At 72.2% G+C, this 21,454-nt stretch carries 18 protein-coding genes; 7 read left to right on the top strand and 11 right to left on the bottom strand.

The annotated features are described in order from the left end of the window. The first annotated feature begins 285 nt into the window (after nucleotides 1-285). Together WME73_RS21850 and WME73_RS21845 are read left to right on the top strand one after the other, a co-directional pair. Nucleotides 286-1,794, top strand: a complete 1,509-nt coding sequence (locus WME73_RS21850) for a metallophosphoesterase (RefSeq protein ID WP_437916930.1) — start codon at nucleotides 286-288, stop codon at nucleotides 1,792-1,794. A gap of 239 nt (nucleotides 1,795-2,033) precedes the next feature. Continuing rightward, complete coding sequence (locus WME73_RS21845; protein ID WP_437916929.1) at nucleotides 2,034-4,127, top strand: hypothetical protein; 2,094 nt, start codon at nucleotides 2,034-2,036, stop codon at nucleotides 4,125-4,127. Nucleotides 4,128-4,192: 65 nt separating this feature from the next. Here the strand turns inward: WME73_RS21845 and WME73_RS21840 are convergent, their stop codons facing one another. Both WME73_RS21840 and WME73_RS21835 read right to left on the bottom strand, forming a co-directional pair. Continuing rightward, nucleotides 4,193-4,582: a response regulator gene (locus WME73_RS21840; protein ID WP_437916928.1), complete on the bottom strand. Its 390-nt coding sequence runs from the start codon at nucleotides 4,580-4,582 to the stop codon at nucleotides 4,193-4,195. Beyond that, nucleotides 4,579-7,455 carry an ATP-binding protein gene (locus WME73_RS21835; protein ID WP_437916927.1) on the bottom strand — a complete coding sequence of 959 codons (2,877 nt, stop codon included), beginning with the start codon at nucleotides 7,453-7,455 and terminating at the stop codon, nucleotides 4,579-4,581. The genes WME73_RS21840 and WME73_RS21835 overlap by 4 nt, the downstream gene beginning before the upstream one ends. Nucleotides 7,456-7,586: 131 nt before the next feature. On the opposite strand from WME73_RS21835, the gene WME73_RS21830 reads away from it, so the two are divergent. From WME73_RS21830 to WME73_RS21820, 3 genes are read left to right on the top strand one after another with little or no spacing between them, the layout of a single operon-like run. Next, entirely contained in the window at nucleotides 7,587-7,712 is a 126-nt protein-coding gene (locus tag WME73_RS21830; RefSeq protein WP_437747321.1) for a hypothetical protein, read from the top strand. Continuing rightward, on the top strand, nucleotides 7,709-8,695 hold the full coding sequence (locus tag WME73_RS21825; RefSeq protein ID WP_437916926.1) for a hypothetical protein: 987 nt from the start codon (nucleotides 7,709-7,711) through the stop codon (nucleotides 8,693-8,695). The genes WME73_RS21830 and WME73_RS21825 overlap by 4 nt, the downstream gene beginning before the upstream one ends. Further along, on the top strand, nucleotides 8,692-10,509 hold the full coding sequence (locus WME73_RS21820; protein WP_437916925.1) for an ArnT family glycosyltransferase: 1,818 nt from the start codon (nucleotides 8,692-8,694) through the stop codon (nucleotides 10,507-10,509). The genes WME73_RS21825 and WME73_RS21820 overlap by 4 nt, the downstream gene beginning before the upstream one ends. A 6-nt stretch (nucleotides 10,510-10,515) precedes the next feature. Here WME73_RS21820 and WME73_RS21815 read toward each other — a convergent pair whose 3' ends face one another. From WME73_RS21815 to WME73_RS21800, 4 genes are all read right to left on the bottom strand, one after another. Continuing rightward, a complete protein-coding gene (locus tag WME73_RS21815) occupies nucleotides 10,516-12,003 on the bottom strand; it encodes a hypothetical protein (protein ID WP_437916924.1) in 1,488 nt (495 codons plus the stop codon). A 64-nt stretch (nucleotides 12,004-12,067) separates the two neighbouring features. Next, entirely contained in the window at nucleotides 12,068-12,283 is a 216-nt protein-coding gene (locus tag WME73_RS21810) for a hypothetical protein (RefSeq protein ID WP_272099673.1), read from the bottom strand. A 118-nt stretch (nucleotides 12,284-12,401) separates the two neighbouring features. Beyond that, complete coding sequence (locus tag WME73_RS21805) at nucleotides 12,402-13,418, bottom strand: tetratricopeptide repeat protein (RefSeq protein WP_437747317.1); 1,017 nt, start codon at nucleotides 13,416-13,418, stop codon at nucleotides 12,402-12,404. A 163-nt stretch (nucleotides 13,419-13,581) separates the two neighbouring features. Continuing rightward, complete coding sequence (locus WME73_RS21800; protein WP_437747316.1) at nucleotides 13,582-14,034, bottom strand: hypothetical protein; 453 nt, start codon at nucleotides 14,032-14,034, stop codon at nucleotides 13,582-13,584. 183 nt (nucleotides 14,035-14,217) lie between these two features. Here WME73_RS21800 and WME73_RS21795 point away from each other — a divergent pair, with 183 nt between their 5' ends. Then, nucleotides 14,218-14,550, top strand: a complete 333-nt coding sequence (locus WME73_RS21795) for a hypothetical protein (protein WP_437747315.1) — start codon at nucleotides 14,218-14,220, stop codon at nucleotides 14,548-14,550. A 124-nt stretch (nucleotides 14,551-14,674) separates the two neighbouring features. Here the strand turns inward: WME73_RS21795 and moeB are convergent, their stop codons facing one another. Together moeB and WME73_RS21785 are read right to left on the bottom strand one after the other, a co-directional pair. Next, complete coding sequence (gene moeB / locus WME73_RS21790; protein WP_437747314.1) at nucleotides 14,675-15,838, bottom strand: molybdopterin-synthase adenylyltransferase MoeB; 1,164 nt, start codon at nucleotides 15,836-15,838, stop codon at nucleotides 14,675-14,677. 202 nt (nucleotides 15,839-16,040) lie between these two features. Continuing rightward, nucleotides 16,041-17,591 (bottom strand): hypothetical protein, encoded by a 1,551-nt coding sequence (locus WME73_RS21785; RefSeq protein ID WP_437916923.1) that lies wholly within the window; start codon nucleotides 17,589-17,591, stop codon nucleotides 16,041-16,043. 97 nt (nucleotides 17,592-17,688) lie between these two features. On the opposite strand from WME73_RS21785, the gene WME73_RS21780 reads away from it, so the two are divergent. Beyond that, nucleotides 17,689-18,402: a cob(I)yrinic acid a,c-diamide adenosyltransferase gene (locus WME73_RS21780; RefSeq protein ID WP_437916922.1), complete on the top strand. Its 714-nt coding sequence runs from the start codon at nucleotides 17,689-17,691 to the stop codon at nucleotides 18,400-18,402. A gap of 21 nt (nucleotides 18,403-18,423) precedes the next feature. On the opposite strand, the gene WME73_RS21775 is transcribed toward WME73_RS21780, so the two are convergent. The 3 genes from WME73_RS21775 to WME73_RS21765 form a co-directional block, all read right to left on the bottom strand. Continuing rightward, on the bottom strand, nucleotides 18,424-19,221 hold the full coding sequence (locus WME73_RS21775) for a CDP-alcohol phosphatidyltransferase family protein (RefSeq protein WP_437747311.1): 798 nt from the start codon (nucleotides 19,219-19,221) through the stop codon (nucleotides 18,424-18,426). 242 nt (nucleotides 19,222-19,463) lie between these two features. After that, a complete protein-coding gene (locus WME73_RS21770; RefSeq protein ID WP_437916921.1) occupies nucleotides 19,464-20,609 on the bottom strand; it encodes a hypothetical protein in 1,146 nt (381 codons plus the stop codon). A 356-nt stretch (nucleotides 20,610-20,965) separates the two neighbouring features. Next, nucleotides 20,966-21,448: a MarR family winged helix-turn-helix transcriptional regulator gene (locus WME73_RS21765; protein ID WP_437554343.1), complete on the bottom strand. Its 483-nt coding sequence runs from the start codon at nucleotides 21,446-21,448 to the stop codon at nucleotides 20,966-20,968. Nucleotides 21,449-21,454 lie beyond the last annotated feature (6 nt).

Genomic DNA, 21,454 nt, shown 5'->3' with positions numbered 1-21,454 from the left:
GCGCCCGTGCGGCGCGGCGCGGAACACCAGAACGGGTCCTGACAGCCCGCCTCACGAACAGAAGTCGACGTCCTCGTCGTTACCGCCCTGTGCGAGTGACCGCCCGGGGGCGCTCGCGCACGCCGAGCGGCGGCGAGCCGGCGGGCGCGTCGATGCCGGCCGAGCCGTCCGCTCGCCCGGCGCTCGCCCTCCTGCGAATCGTCGCGGCACGCGGCTTGCGACGCGCGCGGGGTGGGGGACGCGGCCGCTGCTCATGGCGAGATCGCTCCACCCTGGAGCAGGGCAATGGATGGCGCAGCCAGGGATATCTTCGTCATCAGCGATCTGCACATCGGTGACGGCGGCGCGCGCGACAACTTCGAGGCTGGCAAGAAGACGTCGCAGCTGCGTGCATTCCTCGACCACGTGGGCAGCGAGGGGGGCGAGCTCTTCATCCTCGGCGACCTCTTCGAGCTCTGGCAGATGAACCTCAGCCTCCTGTTCGTGAAGCGGCGGGCGCTCCTCGACCAGCTCGCCGCGCTGAGGCTCGTCTACGTGCCCGGCAACCATGACGTCGATCTCGTGCACTTCATCGAGACGGACCTCCTCAAGCACCCCTTCTTCGCGTGCATGCGCGCGCCGTTCACCCGGGAGCTCGGCGGCAAGCGGTTCCACTTCTGCCACGGGCACGAGACCGATCCGTTCAACGCCGGGGACGAGCCTGGCTTCGGCCGCATGTTCTCCATCCTCGCCGGCGTCGCCGAGGACGAGAACGGCTCTCCTCTCCTCAAGGGCGGCGAGAGCGTGGAGGACGTCCTCGAGCGATTCGGCGACTCGATACTGACGATCTGGAAACGCACCCTGGCGACGATGAGCCAGCGCGTGACCGAGGGGGACCCGTCCCCCAGCGGGGCATTGACGCCGGCGCAGAACCCGGACCGGCTCGGCGAGCACGTGGTCGGGGTCCGCGCGGAGCTCGACACGGGCGCATACGACGTGGCTGTCCTCGGGCACACCCACAAGGCAGGCTCTATCGGTGACTGGTATTTCAACAGCGGTTCATGGGCCGGGCCTCTCAACTCGTTCCTTCGCATCTCTCCGGACGGACATGTCCGCTATCTGGAGTGGAAAGACGGTCGCGCCGTCGAGCGCGGGATGCCCCTCGTGCTCCCGGATGCGAAGCCCGATCGCGCACGTTCGGCGACGAAGAGCCCGGTCGCCGCGGCCCTCTCCGCCGCGAGGACGATCTTCCCAAAGCCGACGCGCCCGGAGCGCTCCCGATGGATCCTCATCGCGCAAGGCGCCCTCGCGCTCTCCGTGGGCGCCGGCGCACTGACGATCTCCGTCGGTCAGGGGTCCTCCGCGGGGTGGCGCCTGCTCGTCCTGGCCTTCGCTGCCTACGCGCTCGTCGATGGCGCCCTGTCGCTCGTCGGTGCGTTGCGGGAGCCGCCCATCCGACGCCTCCTCTCCCGCGTGCGCGGCGTGGCGAGCCTCCTTCTAGGCCTCGTCGTGCTTCGTCGCGGTCACGTGGTCGAGATGTTCGTGGTCCTCGTGGGGTTCTTTGCGTTCATCTCCGGCGCGCTGCGCGTCGCGGCGTCGATCGTGCTCAAGGGAATGGTGGAGTCGAGGTGGCTTTTCGTCGTGGGCGCTGGCTCGACGCTCGCCGGCCTCGTCCTGCTGTTCTTGCCCGCGTCGGCGGTGCCTCTCAAGTTCGTGCTGGCCGGCTATCTCTGTTACTACGGGGCAGGGGAGCTCCTGGCAGGCGTCTTCGGGCAGCGGCTGCCCAGGGCGGCGGGCGTCCGTCCCTCCGCATGAGGCCGCTCCCGCGCCGCCGGACAACGCTCCTTCCTACCCGCGCGTAGAAACACCCCCTCTCCGGGCGCCATTGATCTACGCTCCTGCGCGTCTGGCAGTCCGGCGGCCGATCGCGCGGGGAGGCGTTCTCGCGGCGCGACCACGGCGCCGGGCGCTCTCGCGGCGCGCCTCCTCGCTCTCGCTGGCCTCCCGGCCGCCCCGCGCGCCTCGCAGGTCAAAGGCCCCTCGGAGCTGCAGCCATGAAGATCTCCCTCCCGATCCCGCCGTCCCGCCGCGCCCCGCTCGGCGCCCTCGCCGGGCTCGCCGGGCTCGCCGCCCTCGCCGCGGGCGCCGCCTGCTCGGCTCCGCACCCCCCTCTGCCGGCCGAGCCGCCGCCGGCCGCGCCACCTGCGCCCACGCCCACCCAGGTCGCGCCCCAGGCCCCGCGCTTCGATCAGATCCCCCGGCTCGAGCTCAACCGCATCGCCGTGGAGCTCGATCTCCCGCTGTTCTGGATCGCCGACCGCAACGGCTCGGGCGCCGTCGACCCCGACGAGGTCTCCGCCCTCTGGCGCCACACCCCGGCGCCGACCTGGGTCGCCTCCGGGGCCTTCACCCCGGCGTTCACGTCGGCGTATGCCGCGATGACCAAGGTCAAGGCCGAGGGCCACCTGCGCGCTGGCCTCGACGAGGCCGAGGTGCGCCGCCGCGATGCCGTCCTCGCGGAGCTCGCGGCCGGGCGCCCCTCGCTCCTCCGGTCCGACTTCCGCGGCGCGCCCGCCGAGGACCGCGCCATCGTCGGCCACCTGCTCAAGGTGGCCGAGCTCATCGAGCAGATCCACGCGAAGCAGCTCGGCTCCGCCGGCATGGCCGACAAGATCCCGGCCGACGACCCCGCCAGCCGGGCGTTGTTCTGGCGCAACCAGGGGCCCTGGTGCCAGCAACCCAGGACGCGCGACGATCCGAGCTGCAGCGCGCTGCCGAGCAGGCCGCCCCGCGTCACCGGCGTCTATCCGGCGCGCCTCCAGCAGGACAAGAAGTTCTGCGCCGCGCTCGAGGCGCGCCCGGATCAGAAGGCGCTCCTCTCTCCCTTCACCGTGGTGGTCGAGGAGCGCGGCGCCCTCAAGGCCGTGCCTTACAGCGAGGCCTACAAGCCCGAGATGGAGGCGGTGAGCCGGGAGCTCAAGGCGGCGGCCGAGGCGATCCAGAGCCCGAGCGAGGCCGCCTTCAAGGCCTACCTGCTCGCGGCGTCGCAGGCGTTCCTCGACAACCGCTGGGAGGTCGCGGACGAGCCCTGGGCGAAGATGAACGCCGAGAACTCGGCGTGGTACCTGCGCGTGGGGCCGGACGAGACCTACTGGGAGCCGTGCAGCCGCAAGGCGGGCTTCCACGTGAGCTTCGCGCGGATCAACCAGGAGTCGCTGACCTGGCAGAAGAAGCTCGATCCGGTGAAGTCCGACATGGAGACGGCCTTCGCGAGCCTCGCGGGCGCGCCGTACAGGGCGCGCAGGGTCGCTTTCCACCTGCCCGACTTCATCGACGTCCTCTTGAACGCCGGCGAGTCGCGCGCCGCGACCGGCGGGACGTCAGGGCAGAGCCTGCCGAACTGGGGACCGGTCGCGACCGAAGGCCGCGGCCGCACCGTGGTCATGGTGAACCTCCTGCAGGACGACGACAGCCGCGCCGCGCTCCGGGAGGCCGCCGCCTCGCTCCTCTGCAAGACCACGATGGAGAGCGTCTCCCTCGAGCGCCCCGTGGCCGCGCTCGGGACGGTGCTGCACGAGGCGGCCCACAACCTGGGCCCGGCGCAGGGCTACAAGGTGCAGGGCAAGACCGACGACGAGCTCTTCGGCGGGCCGCTCGCCGTGATGCTCGAGGAGCTCAAGGCCCAGACGGGCGCGCTCTTCTTCACCAGCTGGCTCGCGCAGAAGGGTGTCCTCGATCCGGCGCTCGCCCGCATGTCCGAGGTGAGGGACGTGATCTGGGCGCTCGGGCAGGCGGGGCAGGGCATGTACACAGCGGGCGGCGAGCCGCGGCCGTATGGTCACCTCGCCGCGATCCAGCTCGGCAGCCTGCTCGACGCAGGAGCGATCGGCTTCCACTGCGGCGAGACCGCGGCGAACGGCGCGGACAAGGGGTGCTTCTCCATCCAGTCGGACAAGCTGCCCGCCGCGGCGGAGGCGCTCGCGAGGACGGTGCTCGGGATCAAGGCGCGCGGCGACAAGGCCGGCGCGCTGCGCCTCCGCGAGACGTACGTCGAGAAGGCCGGCGCCTGGAAGGCGCTCCGCAGCGTGATCGAGGAGCGCATGCAGCGCATGCCGCTCGGCAGCGTCGTCTACGCGATCGAGCTGTAGCGGGTCGTCCCCCTGGGCTCCGCGCTGGCATCCATGCCGAGCCGCGCGCTGCCTGCCGCGCGCGCTCAGCGGACCGCAGCCCTGACCAGCCGCAGCAGATCCTCGAGATCGACGGGCTTGCGGACGATCCAGAGCGCTCCCTCCTTCGAGCAGCGCGCGGCGGCCGCGTCGGAAGCGTGCGCCGTCACCACGATGACCGGCAGGTTCGGGTGGAGCCGTTTCAGGGCGGCCAGGGTCTCATCGCCGCCCATGCCTGGCATCCGCAGGTCGGTGATCACCAGATCGAACGGCTCGCCCTTGACCTGCTCGAGCGCCGCTTCGCCTGTCGCCGCGGTAGCGACGTCGTACCCCTCGAAGGACAGGACCGTATCCAGTGCCTCTCGGATCGCCGGCTCATCGTCGATCACCAGGACCCGCGGCCTGCTGCCCGGGGGCTCGCTCGGCTGGTCGTTCACGTCGTGTCCCCATCGGGGCCTCGCGCGTGAGACGCGGGCAGCCACATGCGGATCGTCGTCCCCGCGCCGAGCTCGCTCTCGACGCGGATGTCGCCGCCGTTTTCCTGGATGAACCGATGCGTCAGCGAGAGCCCGAGGCCGGTCCCCTTTCCCGGCGGCTTGGTGGTGAAGAAGGGCTCGAACAGGCGGTCCAGGTGTTCGGGGAGGATACCGCAGCCGGTGTCGTGCACCTCGATCTGCACGCCCTCGATGTCCCTGCAGGGGAGGGGGTGAGCCTCGACCTCGACGGTGCCGCCGCGCGGGGTCGCATCGATCGCATTGCCGATCACGTTGAGCAAGGCGGAGTCCAGCTGCGCCGGATTCACGAGCACGGTGGGCAGCGGCGCCGCGGTGGAGCTGTTCACCTTGAGGTGGACGGCGCGCTCGCGCGCCCGCGGCGTGGAGAGCTCGTACGCGCGGCGGAGCGCGGTGGACATGTCGCACGTCTCCCGGCCGATCGTCTTGCCGCGCGAGTAATCGAGCAGCGCTCGCGTGAGGTCTGAACAGCGGTGGGCCTGCTGCTCGATGGTGCGCAGGACCTTGAGCAGCAGGCGCTCATCGGGCATCCCGTGGCCGTCGCGCTGCCGCTTGAGGACGAGCTGGGCGTTCATCAGGATGATGGCGACCGGGTTGTTCAGCTCGTGCGACAGCCCCGCGACCAGGGTTCCGATCGCCGCCATCTTGCCGGCCTGGACGAGCTCTTCCTGCGTCTCCGAGAGCCTCTTCAGGGCCGTCGCGAGCTCGCCGTTCTTCGCCTCGAGCTCCTGGTAGGCGCGGTGCAGGCGCTCGGCCGCGCGGACCCGCGCCTTGAGCTCCAGCGGATCGAACGGCTTGACCAGGTAGTCATCGGCGCCGACCTCCAGCCCCCCCACCGTCTCGGCGCGGCTCGCCCTGGCCGTCAGGAGAATGATCGGGATAGAGCGGAGGTCGGGCTCCCGCTTGAGCTGCCGGACCAGCTCGAAGCCGTCCATTTCCGGCATCATCACGTCCGATACGATGACGTCGGGCCGGCTTGCTTTGACCGATTCGAGCGCCTCGCGGCCGTTGGTCGCGAGCGCGATCTCGTACTCGGCCAGCAAGATGTCCTCGATGTAGGACCGCATGTCCGGGTTGTCTTCCACCACGAGCAGGCGCGGCGCGGGCTCGGTCCGCCGCACCCCGGCGCCGCTCGCGCTCGTGGTGCGCAGCTCGGACTGGGCGAAATCGCCCGCGCCGGCGCGCGTTCCATTCGCGCTCGTCCGCACCGGCGAGCCAAGGGGCGGCGGCGCGATCCGAGGGGCCGCAGCGCGCGGCAGCCGCACGAAGAAGCGAGAGCCAGCGCCGGGCTCGCTCTCCACGCCGAGGGTGCCGCCCATCAGCTCCGTGAGCTCTTTGACCAGCGACAGCCCGATCCCGGTCCCTTCGTGTTTGCGCGTCATCGACGCGTCGATCTGCTGAAACCTCTGGAACAAGAGGTGCATCTTGTCCGACGGGATGCCAGGACCGGTGTCCTCGACGCAGAGCTCGAAGACGCCGTCGCGCGGCCGCAACCCGACCGCAATCCGACCCCCCGGCGGGGTGAACTTGAGCGCGTTGCCCAGCAGGTTGAGCGCGATCTTCTCGAATTTGCGCCGATCGAGGGGGACCGTGTCCAGCGCGGGGTCGACCTCTAGCGCGAGCTGCAGGCGGCCCCGCTCCGCCGCTGGCCGAGCTTCTTCCACCAGGTCGGCGACGAGCGTCGTCACGTCGACCGCCTCCCAGTCGAGCACCATCTTGCCGGCCTCGATCTTCTGGTAGTCGAGCACGTCGTCGACAAGCCGGTGCAGCCGCCGCCCGCTGCGCTGAATGCGCTCCAGGTGCGTCCGCACCTTCGGCGACAGCGGCTCGTCCGGGCTCGACAGCAGCGACTCGAGCGGCCCGAGGATCAGCGACAGCGGCGTCCGCAGCTCGTGGCTCATCATCGTGAGGAACTCTCCCTTGGCGCTGGCAGCGGCGTCCGCGGCCTCCTTGGCCTTGTGCAGGTCGAGCTCCATCTGCTTGCGCTCGGTGATGTCGGCGTAGATCCCGAGCAGCCCCGTCACCTCGCCGCTCTCGTCGCGGATGGGCACCTTGCTGGTGAGCAGGACCCGCCGCTGGCCGTCCGGGCGGAGCAGGGGCTCCTCGATGTCGAGCATCGGGACGCCTCGCTCCATGACCTCGCGGTCGATCTTCACGAAAGCGGCCGCGTCCTCCCCCATGCCCCAGACGTCGAAATCGGTCTTGCCCACCAGGTTCTCCAGGACCCTTGTGTGGGTGTCGTTGAGGAAGTTCTGGTTTCCTCCGAGAAAGCGGCCCTGGCGATCTTTCCAGAAGATGGCGTGTGGCACATTGGCGATGACGTATTTCAGCACCGCTTGCTGCTGGTCGAGCGCGTCCAGCGCCCGCTGTCGTGCGGTGATATCGATGCACGTGGCGAGGGCGCCAGTGACCTTGCCGGCCGGGTCCCGCAGCGGGATGTAGCGAGCCTCCAACCAGCCTTCCGGCATCTGCCCGACGGTCGTCACCGCTCGTCCCTCGAGGGCATGGCGCGCGTTCTCGGTGACGCACGGGTAGGCGGCGAACACGTGGAACACGGAGCGGCCCACGCGCTCGCCAGGCTTCAGCCCCAGGGCTTCGAGCCCGCGCCCCTCGAAGAGGGTGATGATCCCGCGCTCGTCGAAGGAGAAGAGCGCGAGCGGCGCATGGGTGAGCACAGTGCGCAGTCGCGCCTGGACATCCACCGGCGTCGGGGCTCGGGAGTTCGATCCACGGGCGGCGCGCGTGCGGGGGAGGTCGACATGGCCGACCTCGGCGGGCTGGCGGGAACGGTACGACATGGTTTTGTGGGGTAACCAACATAACGCCGGCGCCAGGGACGTTTAAGCTCCACACCGCCAGAAAACCGGCCGCGGGGCAGGAGCCATCCGTCGCATTTCCTCCGCGATTTCCATCGTGTAGGGCTACCGACGTGATGGACCTCATCCGCCGCGCCGCGCTCGCACCGTCGTGCTACAGGCCCGAGCCGGTGATCGCCGTCTCCGCGCTGCTCTTGCCGGCGGCACGCGCCGATCGGCTCGCCCGGAGGACGGCGTGACCTCGGCGCAGCTCCATGAGACGGCCCCGCCCGCGGGCGAGGCGGCGAGCGCGCGCGGCCGGCGCCGCGCCCTCGGCCTGCTCGCCCTCCTCGGCCTGCCGGCGCTCGGCCTCGGAGAGCTCGTGGCGCACGTGTACTTCAGCGAAAGCGCTCCTGATTTCGACGCCTGGCGCGAGGTGGGGGCGCCCCTCGCGGCGATGAAGCAGCCGGGGGACCTCGTGGTCGTCGCGCCTGGATGGGCCGATCCGGCCGCGCGCCGCGCGCTCGGGGACGAGCTGATGCCTTTGCGCGACGCCGCCCGGCCCGACGAGAGCCGCTACGCGGCCGCGGTCGAGATCAGCGTCCTCGGCCAGCGCGCCGAGGAGCTCGCGGGCTTCCGCGAGGAGGCGCGGCAGGAGCGCGGCCCCTTCGTGCTCCGGCGCCTCGTGAACCCGTCGCCCGCGCGCGTCGTCTACGACTTCGTCGACAACGTCGCGCCGGCGTCGGCCGACGTGCGCGTCACGGATCCTCCGGCCGCGTGCCGCTGGAACCCGCGCGCGCGGATCGTCGCCGGCGGGCTTGGCGGGAACCCGACGTTCTCCGCCGAGCGCTTCGAGTGCCCCGGCGGCCCGTTCTTCAACGTGGGCGTCACGGTGATCGCGGACGAGGAGTTCCGCCCTCGCCGGTGCATCTGGTCCCACCCGCCGAGGGACGGCGAGATCGTCACGCGCTTCCGTGGCGTCCCGCTCGGCTCGGTGATCCGAGGGCACGCGGGCATGTACTGGATGATCGAGCGGGAGCGGCGGGGCGCGCCGGTCACGCTGTCCGTGCGCGTGAACGGCGAGACCGTGGGCGAGGCGACGCACGCCGACGGCGACGGGTGGGCGGCGTTCGAGCTCCCGCTCGCCGCCCACGCGGGCGCGGCCGAGGCGGAGGTGGAGTTCGCCGTGAGATCCGCCGACTTCACGCACCGCCACTACTGCTTCGAGGCGGACACCCGATGAAGCGCTCGGCACCCCTCGCGCCCGCCGACGGCCTGATCGCGCTCGCGTTCGCGGCGGCGTACGTCGCCCTGCTGCTCGCGACCGCGGGTGATCTCGGCTATGCGCGCGACGAGGGCTTCTACTTCTTCGCCGCGAACCGCTACGGCGCGTGGTTCCAGGCGCTCCTCGAGGCGCCGCGCGCGGCGCTCGATCCGCGGAGCGTCGACGCCGCCTGGTCGGTGAACCACGAGCACCCCGGCCTCATCAAGTCGCTCTTCGCGCTCTCCAACCTCGTCCTGCAGAAGCGGCTCGGGCTCTTCGCCATGGAGGGCACGAGCTACAGGTTCCCCGCGATGGTCCTGTCGGGCGTGGGGGTGGCGCTCGTGTACCTCTGGGGCACACAGGCGCGCGATCGGCTCGCCGGCGCGTCCGCGGCCGTGCTCTTCGCGATGCTGCCGCGGTACTTCTACCAGGCGCACCTCGCGTGCTTCGACGCGCCGATCGTGACGGTCTGGGCCCTGTGCGCCTACGCCTACTGGCGCTCGCTGCGGGACGGCGGGGCGCTGTGGCCCGTGCTCACCGGGGTCGCCTTCGGCCTCGCGCTCGACACGAAGCACAACTCCTGGTTCTTGCCGATCGTCTGCGTCTCGCACGCCGTCGGCATGGCGCTCAGGGACCGGATCGTCGCGCGCGCGATCGCGGCGAGGGCGGCGCCCGCGGCCGCCGCCGCGGCGTCGCCTGCGCGGCCCGGAGGCGTCCGGCGACCTCTGGCCGCGCTCGCCGCGATGGCGACGATCGGCCCTCTCGTCTTCTACGCGCTCTGGCCGTGGATCTGGCGCGACACGCTCCCGCGCCTCCGCGAGTACGCGTCGTTTCACCTGAACCACGAGTACTACAACATGGAGTTCCTCGGCCGGAACTACTGGACGCCTCCGATGCCGAGGGCCTACGCGCCCGTGATGACGGCGGCGACGGTCCCCGTCGTGACGCTGGGCCTCTTCGCCGCGGGGCTCTGCGCGGCAGCGCGCGAGCGCCTCCTCTATCCGCTCGCGTGCGCGGCGGCGCGGCTCGCCCCCGAAGGCGGGAGGCTCGCGCTCGCCGCGGAGCGGGCGCTCGCCGCGCGGCTCCGCCCGCCCGCGGACGATCCTGGCGGCACGGCGCTCCTCTGGTTCCTCGCCATCGCCGCGGTGTACGGCGCCTGGCTCTCCCCGAGCACGCCGATCTTCGGCGGCACGAAGCACTGGATGACGGCCTACCCGTTCATCGCCCTGTTCGCCGGCGCCGCGTTCTCCGCCGCCGTGCGGCGCGCGCGCGTCGGTCTACGCGCGCTGCTGCTCGCCCGGCGCGGATCCGGCGCGCGGACCAGCTTCGCCGCGCGCGGCCCGCTGGTCCCGGCGCTGCTCGGGGCGGCGGTGGTCGCGGCGCCCATCGCCGAGACGCTGCACGCGCACCCGTGGGCGCTCTCGAGCTACACGCCGCTGGTCGGCGGCGCGCCCGGCGCGGCGAACCTCGGGCTGAACCGCACGTTCTGGGGGTACACCACGGGCGCGGTCGTCGCGTACCTCAACGAGCACGTCCCACCCCGAGGGACGGTGTACATCCACGACACCGCTGGCCCGGCGTGGGAGATGTTGCTGCGCGACGGGCGCCTGCGAGAGGACATCCGTGGCGTGGGGGCGGTCGCGGGCGCGGACTTCGCCCTCTACCACCACGAGAAGCACATGCTGGGGCAGGCGTATCAGGCGTGGGTCGCGTTCGGGACCACGAGCCCGGATCACATCGCCGGACCCGATGGCGTGCCGGTGATCCTGGTCTACCGCAACCGCGCCCGCTGAGCGCGATCAGCGCTTCTTCGCCGCCGCCTTCTTGGCGGGTGCCTTCGCCGCCTTCTTGGCGGGCGCCTTCGCCGCCTTCTTGGCGGGCGCCTTCGCCGCCTTCTTCACGGAGGCCGGCGCCGCGGCCTTCCCGGTCGCCGCCTTCTCCGCCGGCGCGCTCGCCTTCTTGGTCGCGGCCGCCGGCTTCTTCGCCGGCTCCTTCTTCGCGCCTCGGACCGCCACGGCCCTGGGCTTGCTCGCCGCGGGCTGCTCCGTCGCCGGCTCGGCCGGCTTGCGGGGCTTCTCCCGCGGAGCGGCCTTCTTGGAGGGCGCCTCCTCCTCGTCGAGGTCCTCGTCCTCGTCGTCGAGGTCTTCTTCCTCCTCCTCGTCGAGGTCTTCGTCCTCCTCGTCGTCGAGGTCTTCGTCCTCCTCGTCGAGCGCCTCGCTCTCGTCCTCGTCGTCGAGGTCTTCGTCCTCGTCCTCGTCCTCGTCCTCGTCCTCGCTCTCGTCGTCGAGGTCTTCGCTCGCTTCCTCCACCGCCACCGGAGCAGGCTCGCGGCGTCGCGACGGCGGGGCGTCGTTGCGCAGGGGAGCGGCGGCCGGCTTCCGGGCAACGTCGAGCTCGTCGAGCGGTTCGCCGAGCACCACCGCTATCTCACGCTTGAAGTCGGTCATGTGACTGTCGACCTCGAGCGCATCTTGCTCGGACAGCGGCGTGAGCTTGAGCTTGAGGACCCGATCGCCCGCGAGCTCCCATGACGCGGCACAGCCGCCCTCGCGCAGCATCCTCGAGGCGATGGAGTCGATCCGCTGGCGCAGACCGCCGCGCGCGCCGGCCTCGATCTTGCGCTGCAGCTCGAAGCGGCGCTCCATCACCGGGAGCGTCACCACCTTCGCCTCGACGAGATCGGAGAGCTCGTCGGCCACCGCCTCCTCGATCTCGAGCCGCGCGTCGGGGTCGCTGCTCTCGAGCGAGAATGTCGCCTCGCGGAGCTCGGGATCGTAGCCCGTCAGCTTGCCGCCGGCGCTCTGGGCCGCGCGCGTCAGCGACTCGCGCAGCACCTGCGCCGGCGCGCGCTTGCCGACCGTCGAGGCGACGTACCCGAGCGTGTCCAGGCGCACGTGCACAGGGCCGTCGTCCTCGAGGCCGAGCTCGGGACGCGGCCCGAGCAGCGCGTCGCGCATCACGCGGAAGACATCCCGCTTGATCACGTTGTCCTCGGTGAAGATGTCCTCGACGTGCTCGGACTCCATCAACGTGCTCGTGAGGCTCGCCACGAGCTCCTCGACCTGGTCGTCGATCTCGTCGGTGCCGAACGTGGTCGTGGGCTCTCCGTCGACGAGGGCCCACGGCTCGAGCCGGGGCGTGATGGCCGCGATGTCCGCAGCCATCTTGTCCTCCAGCTCGCGCGCGAGCGCCGTCGCGCCGCCCCTGGCCACGAGGATGTGCCCGTGCGCCTTCAACGCATCAACGATGCTCGTGGAAAGTCGGCGGGAGAGATTGCGCTCGTTCACGAGGCGCGCAGCTTACACGGTTTGCGCGGCCTGGCGATATTTGAAGACCGCGGATCGGCCGTGCTCAGGGGTCGTTCTCGATCACCTTGATCAGCACGCCGCCGATGCGCTCCGGGATGACCGCGCGCGCCGCGTCGGCTCCTCCGGACCGGATGCTGACGCGGACGATGAAGCCCACCCCGTCCTCCCGCTCGACCCCGATGCCGACACACCACGGCTCGCCGCTGATCTTGGCCTTGAGCTCGTCCTTGGCCCGCCGGGCCGATCCCACGTCGCTCATCTCGTTCACCTCTCCTGAATTGGAGCGCGCTCTAGCAACCTCTCGCGCTCACTCGCTGGTTCCGACCGCCAAGACCTGCCACGTCGCGGGCGCGTCGGCGACGCCCGCGGCGCCCGCCTCAGAGGTGCCTGCGCGCGATCTCGGCCCACGTGCCGGTCGGCTCGATCTCGAGGTACCTGCGCCAGCACGGGCGCGCCTTCGTCGGATCGCCGATCTGCTCGTAGGCCATCGCGAGGTTGTAATAGGCGTCCGCGAAGCGCGGATCGCTCCCGATCGCGCCCTGGAAATAGCGGATTGCATCGGCCGCCTGGCCGCGCTCGAGCATCACGTAGCCGAGGTTGTACTGCGCCTCCGGCTGGGCCGCGTCGAGATCGAGCGCCTTCATGTAGAGCGCCTCCGCCTGCTCCTCGGCGTTGCGCCGGAAGCAGATGTTGCCGAGGTTCGTGTAGGCGATGGCCAGCCACGGGTCGATCTCGAGCGCGCGACGGTAGAGCGCCTCGGCCTCGTCCATCGTCGCCGGATCCTCATCGAGCTGGCTGGCCTGCATGTAGAGCTCGTAGGCCGTGCGCGCGCGCTCCCGAGCCACCTTCGGGCGGAGCACCCGCACGACGTCGTCGCGCAGCTCCTTCACCTCGAAGTCGAGCACCATCTGCCCCGTGAGCGGCTCGAACGCGCCCGACGCGCCCCGGACCACGACCGCCTTGCCGTCGAAGGCGACGCGGAGCTCGGCGAGGGGGCGCGTCACCTTGGGGAGCGCGGTTCGGATGTTGTCGATCGCCCGCGCGACGTCGCGCAGGCGCACCTTGCGGGCGATCAGGTCGCGCGCGGCGCGCAGCGCGATCAGGTCCGAGAAGGTGTACGCGCGCCGCCCCCGCCGCCGGCCGCTCGGCGCCGCGATGCCGGCGCGATCGAGCGAGCGCAGTCGCCCGGGCGAGATGCCGAGCAGCCGCGCGACCTCGGTGCCGGTGAACATGTCGGTGACCGGCTCGCGGGCGCCCGGCGCAGGGAGCGGCGCCTCTGTCGCGTCCGCCCGCGGCGCAGGCGGGGGCTGCGACACCCGCCCGCCACCAGGGCCGAACACGACGTGGATCACCTTGTCGGAATTTCCGGAGGCGGAACGGTCCTTCTTGCTCATCGCAGCGTCACCGGCTCCGCGCCGAGGATCGGCGGAGGCAGAGCGCGTCGTGGGGAGCGTACCCCGCCTCGCGCCGGAGTGCTCCCGTTCTCCACGTGGACACGCGCGTCAAGGGGGCACGGCCCGCGGTCGCGGTCTCGTCGGGAAGGTCCTTGCATCGCCGTCACGCGCGCGCCGTCCTGTCCGTCGTTATCAGCACGCGCGCCGTGACGTCCACGGTCAGCGCGAACGAGACCGCCGCGGCGTGCGGCGCGAAGCCGCAGCGGATCTCGGCCTGCATCGGCCCGAGCGGGCCCCCCGCGCGCGCGGCGGCTTCTCGGTGCGCCACGCGGAGCGCCCGCAGCCTGAGGTGAGGGTCGAGCGCGAGCGCCCGATCGAGCCGCGCCGCCAGCGGCGCGTCCGGCGGCAGCGCGACGTGCAGGCTGGTCGACCCGTAGTAGACGAGCGCGCCCCCCTCGTCGCGGGTGCTGCCCTCGCTCAGCACGTCGGCGCTGTCGAACAGCGCGTGGAGGCGCCCCGCCGAGCAGGTCACGAGCTCGATGTGCCTCCGCTGGAGGAGCGGTGGACGCTGGACCTTCGCCAGACCGGGACCGGGTAGACGCTCGCTGCGCGACATGGCGATCGCGATCGTGGCACCGCTGCGCGCTGCGTCCCAAAAGCGCGCGGAGATTCGCACAAAGTTGCTGCGGCACCTGATTTCGTGCGGGACGCCGGGGGCCGCGCGGCCGCGACGAATTTGGCCACGCGCGGCGCGCCTTGCCACGATGGGCGCCGCGCCGAAGGGCGCGAAGGAGCGAGTATGGACTACACCGGCACGGACCGCCGCAAGCACCGGGTCTTCATCACCCGCAACACGGAGTATCACGTCCGCGACGACATCTGCGTCGCGGTCCGCGATCGGGCCGCGCGCAAGTTCAGGCCAGCCCACCTCGCGCTGCACCTGAAGCTCCAGGGCGCGGTTCGGATCAACCCGAACGGCGTCGTGATCCCGGAGCCGCAGAACGCGCGCGTCGGCAGCCCCATCTATTTCACCCAGATGGATCACGACGGAATGGAGCGGCAGATCGTGACGAGCCGCGTGGAGGCGATCGAGCGGCCCGAGAAGGCCACGGTGCTCCAGTACCCCTCGTGACACAGCGGAGCGCCCGGCCGCGCGGCGCGGGCGCTCGTCGTCGTGGACGTGGTCCTGGTCGTCGTCGTGCACGCCCCGCCGCGCGGGCGCTCGTCGTCGAGCGCGCCGCGCGTGGCGCGTCCGCTCAGCCGAGCGCGCAGAAGCCTTCGTAGTCGATGTAGCTCGTGATGGTCGGCGACTCGCCGCAGACGGGGCAGTTCTTGTCGCGGCGCAGCTTGAGCTCGCCGAACTTCATCCGCAGCGAGTCGTAGGTGAGGAGCCGGCCGATGAGGGGCGCCCCCTTGCCGAGGATCAGCTTGACCGCCTCGGTCGCCTGGATGATGCCGATGATCCCCGGCAGGATCCCGAGCACGCCCGCTTCCTGGCAGCTCGGCGCGAGGTGGGCGGGCGGCGGCTCGGGGTAGAGGCACCGGTAGCAGGGGCCGACGCCCGGCATGAACGTCGTCACCTGGCCCTCGAAGCGGAAGATCGAGCCGTGCACGACCGGCTTCTTCTTGAAGACCGAGGCGTCGTTCACGAGGTAGCGCGTCGGGAAATTGTCGCACCCGTCGACGATGATGTCGAACTGCTCGAAGATGCGGTCGACGTTGCCGCTGTCGACGCGCTCCTGGAACTTCACGACCTTCACGTCGGGGTTCAGGTCGCGGATCGCGGTCTCGGCGCTGTCGACCTTGGGCTGGCCCACGCGCGAGGTCGCGTGGAGGATCTGCCGCTGGAGGTTCGAGTGGTCGACGACGTCGGCGTCGACGAGGCCGAGCGTCCCCACGCCGGCGGCGGCCAGGTAGAGGGCCGCCGGGCTACCGAGGCCGCCGGCGCCCAGCAGGAGCACCTTGGAGGCGAGCAGCTTGGCCTGCCCCGCCTCGCCGACCTCGGGCAGGAGCAGGTGCCGGGAGTACCGATCCCGTTGCGCGTCCGTGAGGTTGGGCGGCATCTCGACCGGGTAGGCCATGTCCTTCCAGCGGGAGAAGCCCGGGTTGGCGCTCTCCACGTTGGTGTAGCCGAGCTCCTGGAGCGTCTTCGCGGCGAGCGCCGAGCGCGTGCCGCCGGCGCAATAGGCCACGATGTGGGCCGACTTGTCCGGCAGCTTCTGCTCGACTTGGATCTCCAGAAAGCCTCGCGGGATCGAGATCGCGCCCGGGATGAAGCCGGCGCGGTACTCCTCCTTCTCACGCACATCCAGGAGCACCATCGGGACCTTGTCGTCGAGGCGGCGCTTGAGCTCAGTCAGCGAGAGCTCGCGGATGGACTTGCGGACGTCGGAGATGAGGTCGCTATAGGTCGTAGGCATCGTGGCTCCTCAGGGATGGAGAGACTTAGGTGCCCGGCGCTACGAGTCAACGACGGACGGCCGGCGGTCGAGAATTGTGGCCACGCGGGCAGAGCGAGCGCCGCGCCTGTCGGCAGGGGCGAGGCGCGTCGGCTCGGCCTGCCGGCGCGGCGCAGCCAGCCGCTCGGCGGCGGCCGGAGGGCTGGGCTCCGCCGGGGCGGAGCTAGCGGCTGCGGGGCAAGAGATCGGGCCGCGATCGGAGCGAGGCGAGGGGCTCCTCCTTCTGCATGCCCCCCTCGCACTCGATGCGCGCGACGCGACCTGCGGGCGGCACGTCGATGATCGTCGCTGGCTCGTTCTCCGACTTGCAGAGCGCGAGCACCTTGGTGCCCGGGGCGAGGCGCCCGCTGCGGAGCTGCTTGCGCGGCAGCTTGATCTCGGCGTCGTCGGCGAGCCGCCGGACGGTGATATCGGCTCCCTGGACGTCGCTCACCACGCCGAGCTCGAGCGTCGGCTGCTTCTCGCGGAGCGGGCCCCACACGCGCTCGCCCTTCAGCTGGTCGTTCGGCGGCAGCCAGTCGACGGTCGGCTCCTGGGCGAGGCGCGGCAGCGGCACCCACCCGATCGCGACGTCGAACGCCGCCGTGACCACGGCCGTGCCGGGGTCGACCTCGGTCACCAGCGCGCGATCCTTGGTCTGGCCGATGACCCACACGGGCGTCGAGGGCAGGAGGCTGCGCGTCGGCTCGCCGTCGCTGTCCGACGCGGGCGAGACCGCGACGGTGCCGTGAGACCAGCGCTTTTCCGGCTTCTTCATGGGCTTCATCCGGACCTTCCGCGCCTCGACCCACGCCGCGAGGGCGGCGCGCTTCCGCGCGAGCAGCTCGGGCAGCGCGCCGCTCCCTGGCAGCTCGGCCGCGTCGGGCGCGGGCGCCTCCCAGCGCAGGAGCGCGATGGTGGCGTCGAGCTGTTCGAGCGTGGCTGCCGCGTCCTGGGTGCCGAGCGCCCTGCCGGCGAGCTCGGCCAGCCGTGGCGCCGCGGCCGCGCGGACCCGCCCGAGGATCGCGCGCCCTTGCTCCTCGGAGGTGTCTCCACGCTTCACGGCGGCGTCGATCTTCTCGACCACGCTCGCCCAGCGTCCGGCCGAGACGTCCGCCTCGACCTGCCCATAGAGGACCTCGGCGATGGTGGCGTCGAGCTCCGCGGTGAGCCGGTCCGTGGCGGCGTCGCCGAGGACCGCCCTCGTCGGCGGGGCCGCGAGGAACGCGCGCGCCTCCGCGAGCTTGCCGGCGATGGTCGCGTCGTCGACCTTCCTGCTCGCGCACGCCGCGGCCTGCGACGCCACGAGCCGCCGGACCTCGTGGGTGAACGCCTCGCTCTTCAGCTCGTCGATCCGCGCCGACAGCTCGTGGAACGCGGCCTCGCACTCCTTCTGGTCGAGCAGCTCGGCGGCGTCGTTGGCCCAGACCTTCGCCTCGCGCCTGTCGACCTTCTCGCGCAGCTCGCCGATCTGGAACCGGTGCGAGTCGACGCCGAGCCCGCTCGCCTTGTCGAGCAGCCCGCGGGCGTCGGCGTACCGCTTGTCGGACAGCGCGCGGCTCGCCTCGTCGACGCGGCGCTGGCTCTCCGCGATGCGCGCCATCTCCGCCGTGACGGCGGGCTTCGGCGCCGGTCGCGCGGCCGGCTCGGCGGCGCAGCCGGCCGCGACGGGGATCGCGGCGAGGACGAGGGCGATGGAGACGGGATGACGGAGCAGCGGCCCTGCTGAGCGCATAGGGACAGGACTGTTCCACTTCCCCCGGAGGATCGTCAACATCGCCTCCGGCGGCGTTTCTTGACCCTCGTGCGCTGAGGCCTTACGTGAGCTCCCCGTGAGCGACGACGATACGCGCGGGACGGGTGCCCAGGCGCCGGACGCCGGGGAGAGCGGCGGCGCGCGCGTCTTCAAGGCGCCGAAGATCACGATCAACCGCGTCTACACGCGGCAGGGGGACGGCGGGCTGACCCGGCTCGTCGGCGGGCAGCTCGTCCCGAAGGACGACGAGCGGATCGAGACCTACGGCACCGTCGACGAGCTCAACGCGCTCGTAGGCGCCGCCCGGCAGACGTTGATCGAGCTGCTCCCGGGGGCGCCGAGCGAGGGCGCCCAGCGCCTCGTGGAGCTCGGGCGCACGCTGCTCCGCGTCCAGCACGAGCTCTTCAACCTCGGGTCGATCCTCGCGACGCTCCCGGAGGACGTCCACCCGAAGCAGCCGCGCGTGACGCAGGCCGAGATCGATCTCCTCGAGGCCGAGATGGACCGCTGCCAGGTCGAGCTGCCGCCGCTGCGCTCGTTCGTCCTCCCCGGCGGCTCGCGGCTCAACACGGACCTCCACGTGGCGCGGACGGTGTGCCGCCGGGCGGAGCGCTGCTGCGTGCGCCTCGCCCAGGCCGGCCACGCCGATCCGCACGCGGTCCGCTACCTGAACCGCCTGAGCGACGCGCTCTTCGTCTGGAGCCGCTGGGCGGCCGCGCTCCTCGGCACGCCGGAGCTCCTCTGGGAGCCCGACGCCTCGGCGAGCGGCGGCAAGGCGCCGCCCGCCTGAGCCGCGCCGGCCTGGCCGGCATCACAGCGGCGCGCTCGTGGCCTTTCCGCCGCGGAGCAGGCGCGGGTGCTCTCCACCGGAGCGCGCGGTCGTCCTCGGCTCGCGCGGCGCCGCCGCGTCGGCCGCCGCGAGGGCGGCGCGCGTGCGCTGCACGAGCCGCAGCCCCGCGGCGAGGCCGACGCCTCCCACGAGGGCGAGACAGGCGAGCGTGATCGGGAAGGGGAGGGCGCCGGTCAGCCGCGTGGTCGGCACGGCCGGACCGAAGACGAGCGCCGCGACGAGGTAGGCGAGCCGCTCGTGCCGGCGCATCAGCCCGTCGGGCAGCGAGACCCGGTAGGCGTCGGCCTTGGCACGCGCGTAGCTCACGAGCGACGAGGCGACCATCGCGACGAGCGGGATCGCCAGCGCCGCGGGGTGCTCTCGGTAGAAGACGGCGAGGCCGATGAGCGGCGCGGCGTCGGACAGGCGGTCGAGGCACGAGTCGAGCACCGCGCCGGCGCGCGACGCCCTGCCGCCTTCGCGCGCCACCATGCCGTCGAGCGCGTCGAGGACGGCGCCGGCGATGAGCAGCGCGGCGCCGGACCGGAAGCGGCCGGCCGCGAGCAGCGGCGCGCAGGCGAGCGACAGGCCGAGCGAGAGGTAGGTGAGCGCGTCCGGCGAGACGCCGAGGCGCACGAGCGCGCGTGCCGGGGCGTGGAACGACCAGTAGAAGGCCTCGACCACCGGCCTGGGGAGCAGCGCGCTCCCAGGAGAGGCGCCGAGCCGCGGCATCGCGGGTCGGCCGCGGCGCGCGACGCGCACGGCGTAGGCGCCGAGCACGGCTGTGCAGATTAGGATCGCAAAGGCGCAGGGGAGGACGGCCACGCCGAGGGCGGTTGCAGGGTTCGATCCGGGGCCGCGTCAGGCGACGCGGGCGCATCGCCGCGGGCGATCGGGCTGCGCTGCTGCGAGCGACGACCTCGCGCCGTCGCGGGCGGCCTGGCCGCGTCCCCGCGCGCCGCCCGTGCGGGCGGAGCTAGGGGCAACTGGCGCGGAGGATCGCGCCGCGTGGGCGGGCGGAGCTAGGGGCAACTGGCGCGCGAGAGCCGGATGCCCTGGTCTTGCTCCGTGTAGGCGATACCGAGCTCCTGGCCTGTCCAGGCCAGCGCCGGGTACCGGGCGGTCGCGCCGCCGCTCGCCTCGATCTCGTCGCCCATGGGATCGAGGTCCCGGCTCAGCAGCGTGACGAAGACCCCCGGGGGACCGTCGCGGAACTGGTAGTACGCGACGGCAAGGCCGTGCCCTGTCCACGCGAGCGCCGGCCAGTTGGCGCTGTCTTCGCCGTGCGAGACGATGGCCTCGGGCGACACCTCGTCCTGCGCGGAGATCCGGAGCGCGCGGATCTGCTCCGCGCCGCTGCGGGTGTCCTCCCAGACGAGGAAGGCGTCGTCTCCGCCGAGCACGACGCGCGGCACCTTGGCGGTGACGCCCTGGTGCGCGATCGGATCGAGCGGAGCGCTCTCCTGGCCCGGCCTGGCGAAGCCGAGCGCGTCGCCCTGGCTCCAGACCAGCGCGGTCCTCTCACCGTCCGAAGCGACGGCCGGAAATTGCGCCTGATCCAGCGGCATCGAGCTGCTCAGCGCGCCGCTGTCGAGGTGGCCGAGCTGCGACCCGCCCGCATCCATCCACGCGATGAGCGTCCCGTCCTGGCTCGCCGCCGCGGTGGGCCAGGACTCGGCCGCTCCGCTCCTGGCCAGATCGAAGGCCGCGCCTTCGGCGACGCCTTCCAGCGTCGCGCGGCGGCCGCGCACGACGCTGCCCGCGCCGTCCTGATCCTGCCAGAGGACGAGCAGGCCCTGCCCGTCGCGGTGAACGCTCGGGTGGCTGGAGACGCCCGGCCCGTCGTCGATCACCTCTTCCCGCAGCTTGTTGCCCTCCGCGTCGACCGTGGCGAGGAGGATGTCGCCCTCGTCGGCCGCGCGCTCGTGCCACGCGATGGCGAAGCCCGCCCCGGTCCACGCGATCGAGGGCGTGATCCCGCGGCCGCTGCTCACCTTCAGGCCCTCGGCCGCGATCGTGCAGGCTGCGGCATGGCTCCCGGTCCCTCCGCCTCCCGCCGCGTGCCCGCCGCCTCCCGTCTCCGCTTGCCCGCCTCGTTCTCCGGAGCCGCAGCCCCATGACACCGCGATGATCGCCGCGCTGATCGAGCCAAGAACCCAGTGCCTCATTGTTCCCCCGTCGTGGTGATGGGAGGCGCTCGGCGCGGCGCGCGCCGCGCGGAGATCGCACCGAATGCCTCGATTCACGGGTCCGGCGCGGCGACGTCCTCCGTCTCGGAGACGGCGAGGCGCAGATCGCCGTGCGGGACGACCGCCGTTTCTCTGTTCGATGTCCGGAGGGGCTGCGGGTCGCGGCCCAGCCCTGCGCTTCACGCAGATCACGCAGCGTGCGCCGAGCTTCAGGCCGCGAAGCGCCGTTCGCTCAGCGCGTCGCGGCTCCAGCGCCGTGCGCGCCTGCAGGCATTCTCCGATCGGCGCTGCCCTGACTGGATCGCGCGCCGCGCGCGCGGATCCGACCGGCGGCGCTACTCGTCGCCCTGCTGCGGTTGCAGCGCCTCGGCGACGGCCGCGAGCACGTCCTGCGCGGCGTCGAGCTTGCGTCGCGGCACCGACTTCAGCGCCTGTCGCACGGCCGCCTCCACCGTGCCGGTGCGGAGGCTGTCGAGCTCGCGTCCGCGCGCGGTGAGGCCCAGGAGCGCGCGGCGCCCGTCCTTCGGGTCGACCCGGCGCTCGATGATCCCGCGCTCTTGCAGCCGCTTCAGCACCCCCGTGAGGGTGCTCGGGTGCAGCTGCATGATCTCGGCCAGCTGACCGGCGGAGATCCCCGGGTAGCGCCCGACGATGCGGATGACGAGCCGCTGCGGGCCCGTCACGCCCATCTTCGCCTCCATGCGCTTCGACGTCGACTGCAGGCCGTGATCGACGGCCCACAGGAGCTTCATGAAGTCGAGCACCTCGCCCAGCCGAGAGCTCTTCTCTGAAGGGGGTCCGGCTGGAGACGAGCGCATCGCCGG

The sequence above is a fragment of the Sorangium sp. So ce302 genome (genome assembly GCF_051530145.1).
Taxonomy (GTDB): domain Bacteria; phylum Myxococcota_A; class Polyangia; order Polyangiales; family Polyangiaceae; genus Sorangium; species Sorangium cellulosum_B.
Note: the sequence above shows the minus strand (reverse complement) of the source record. Positions and strands in the feature narration are given on the sequence as shown.

Bases quoted from the DNA above. Each gene is read 5' to 3' on its own strand.
- WME73_RS21795 (WP_437747315.1), top strand. From the start codon at position 14,218: ATGGACTACACCGGCACGGACCGCCGCAAGCACCGGGTCTTCATCACC.
- WME73_RS21785 (WP_437916923.1), bottom strand. From the start codon at position 17,591: ATGCGCTCAGCAGGGCCGCTGCTCCGTCATCCCGTCTCCATCGCCCTC.
- WME73_RS21810 (WP_272099673.1), bottom strand. From the start codon at position 12,283: ATGAGCGACGTGGGATCGGCCCGGCGGGCCAAGGACGAGCTCAAGGCC.
- moeB (WP_437747314.1), bottom strand. From the start codon at position 15,838: ATGCCTACGACCTATAGCGACCTCATCTCCGACGTCCGCAAGTCCATC.
- WME73_RS21835 (WP_437916927.1), bottom strand. From the start codon at position 7,455: ATGTCGTACCGTTCCCGCCAGCCCGCCGAGGTCGGCCATGTCGACCTC.
- WME73_RS21820 (WP_437916925.1), top strand. From the start codon at position 8,692: ATGAAGCGCTCGGCACCCCTCGCGCCCGCCGACGGCCTGATCGCGCTC.
- WME73_RS21765 (WP_437554343.1), bottom strand. From the start codon at position 21,448: ATGCGCTCGTCTCCAGCCGGACCCCCTTCAGAGAAGAGCTCTCGGCTG.
- WME73_RS21805 (WP_437747317.1), bottom strand. From the start codon at position 13,418: ATGAGCAAGAAGGACCGTTCCGCCTCCGGAAATTCCGACAAGGTGATC.
- WME73_RS21770 (WP_437916921.1), bottom strand. From the start codon at position 20,609: ATGAGGCACTGGGTTCTTGGCTCGATCAGCGCGGCGATCATCGCGGTG.
- WME73_RS21845 (WP_437916929.1), top strand. From the start codon at position 2,034: ATGAAGATCTCCCTCCCGATCCCGCCGTCCCGCCGCGCCCCGCTCGGC.
- WME73_RS21850 (WP_437916930.1), top strand. From the start codon at position 286: ATGGATGGCGCAGCCAGGGATATCTTCGTCATCAGCGATCTGCACATC.
- WME73_RS21800 (WP_437747316.1), bottom strand. From the start codon at position 14,034: ATGTCGCGCAGCGAGCGTCTACCCGGTCCCGGTCTGGCGAAGGTCCAG.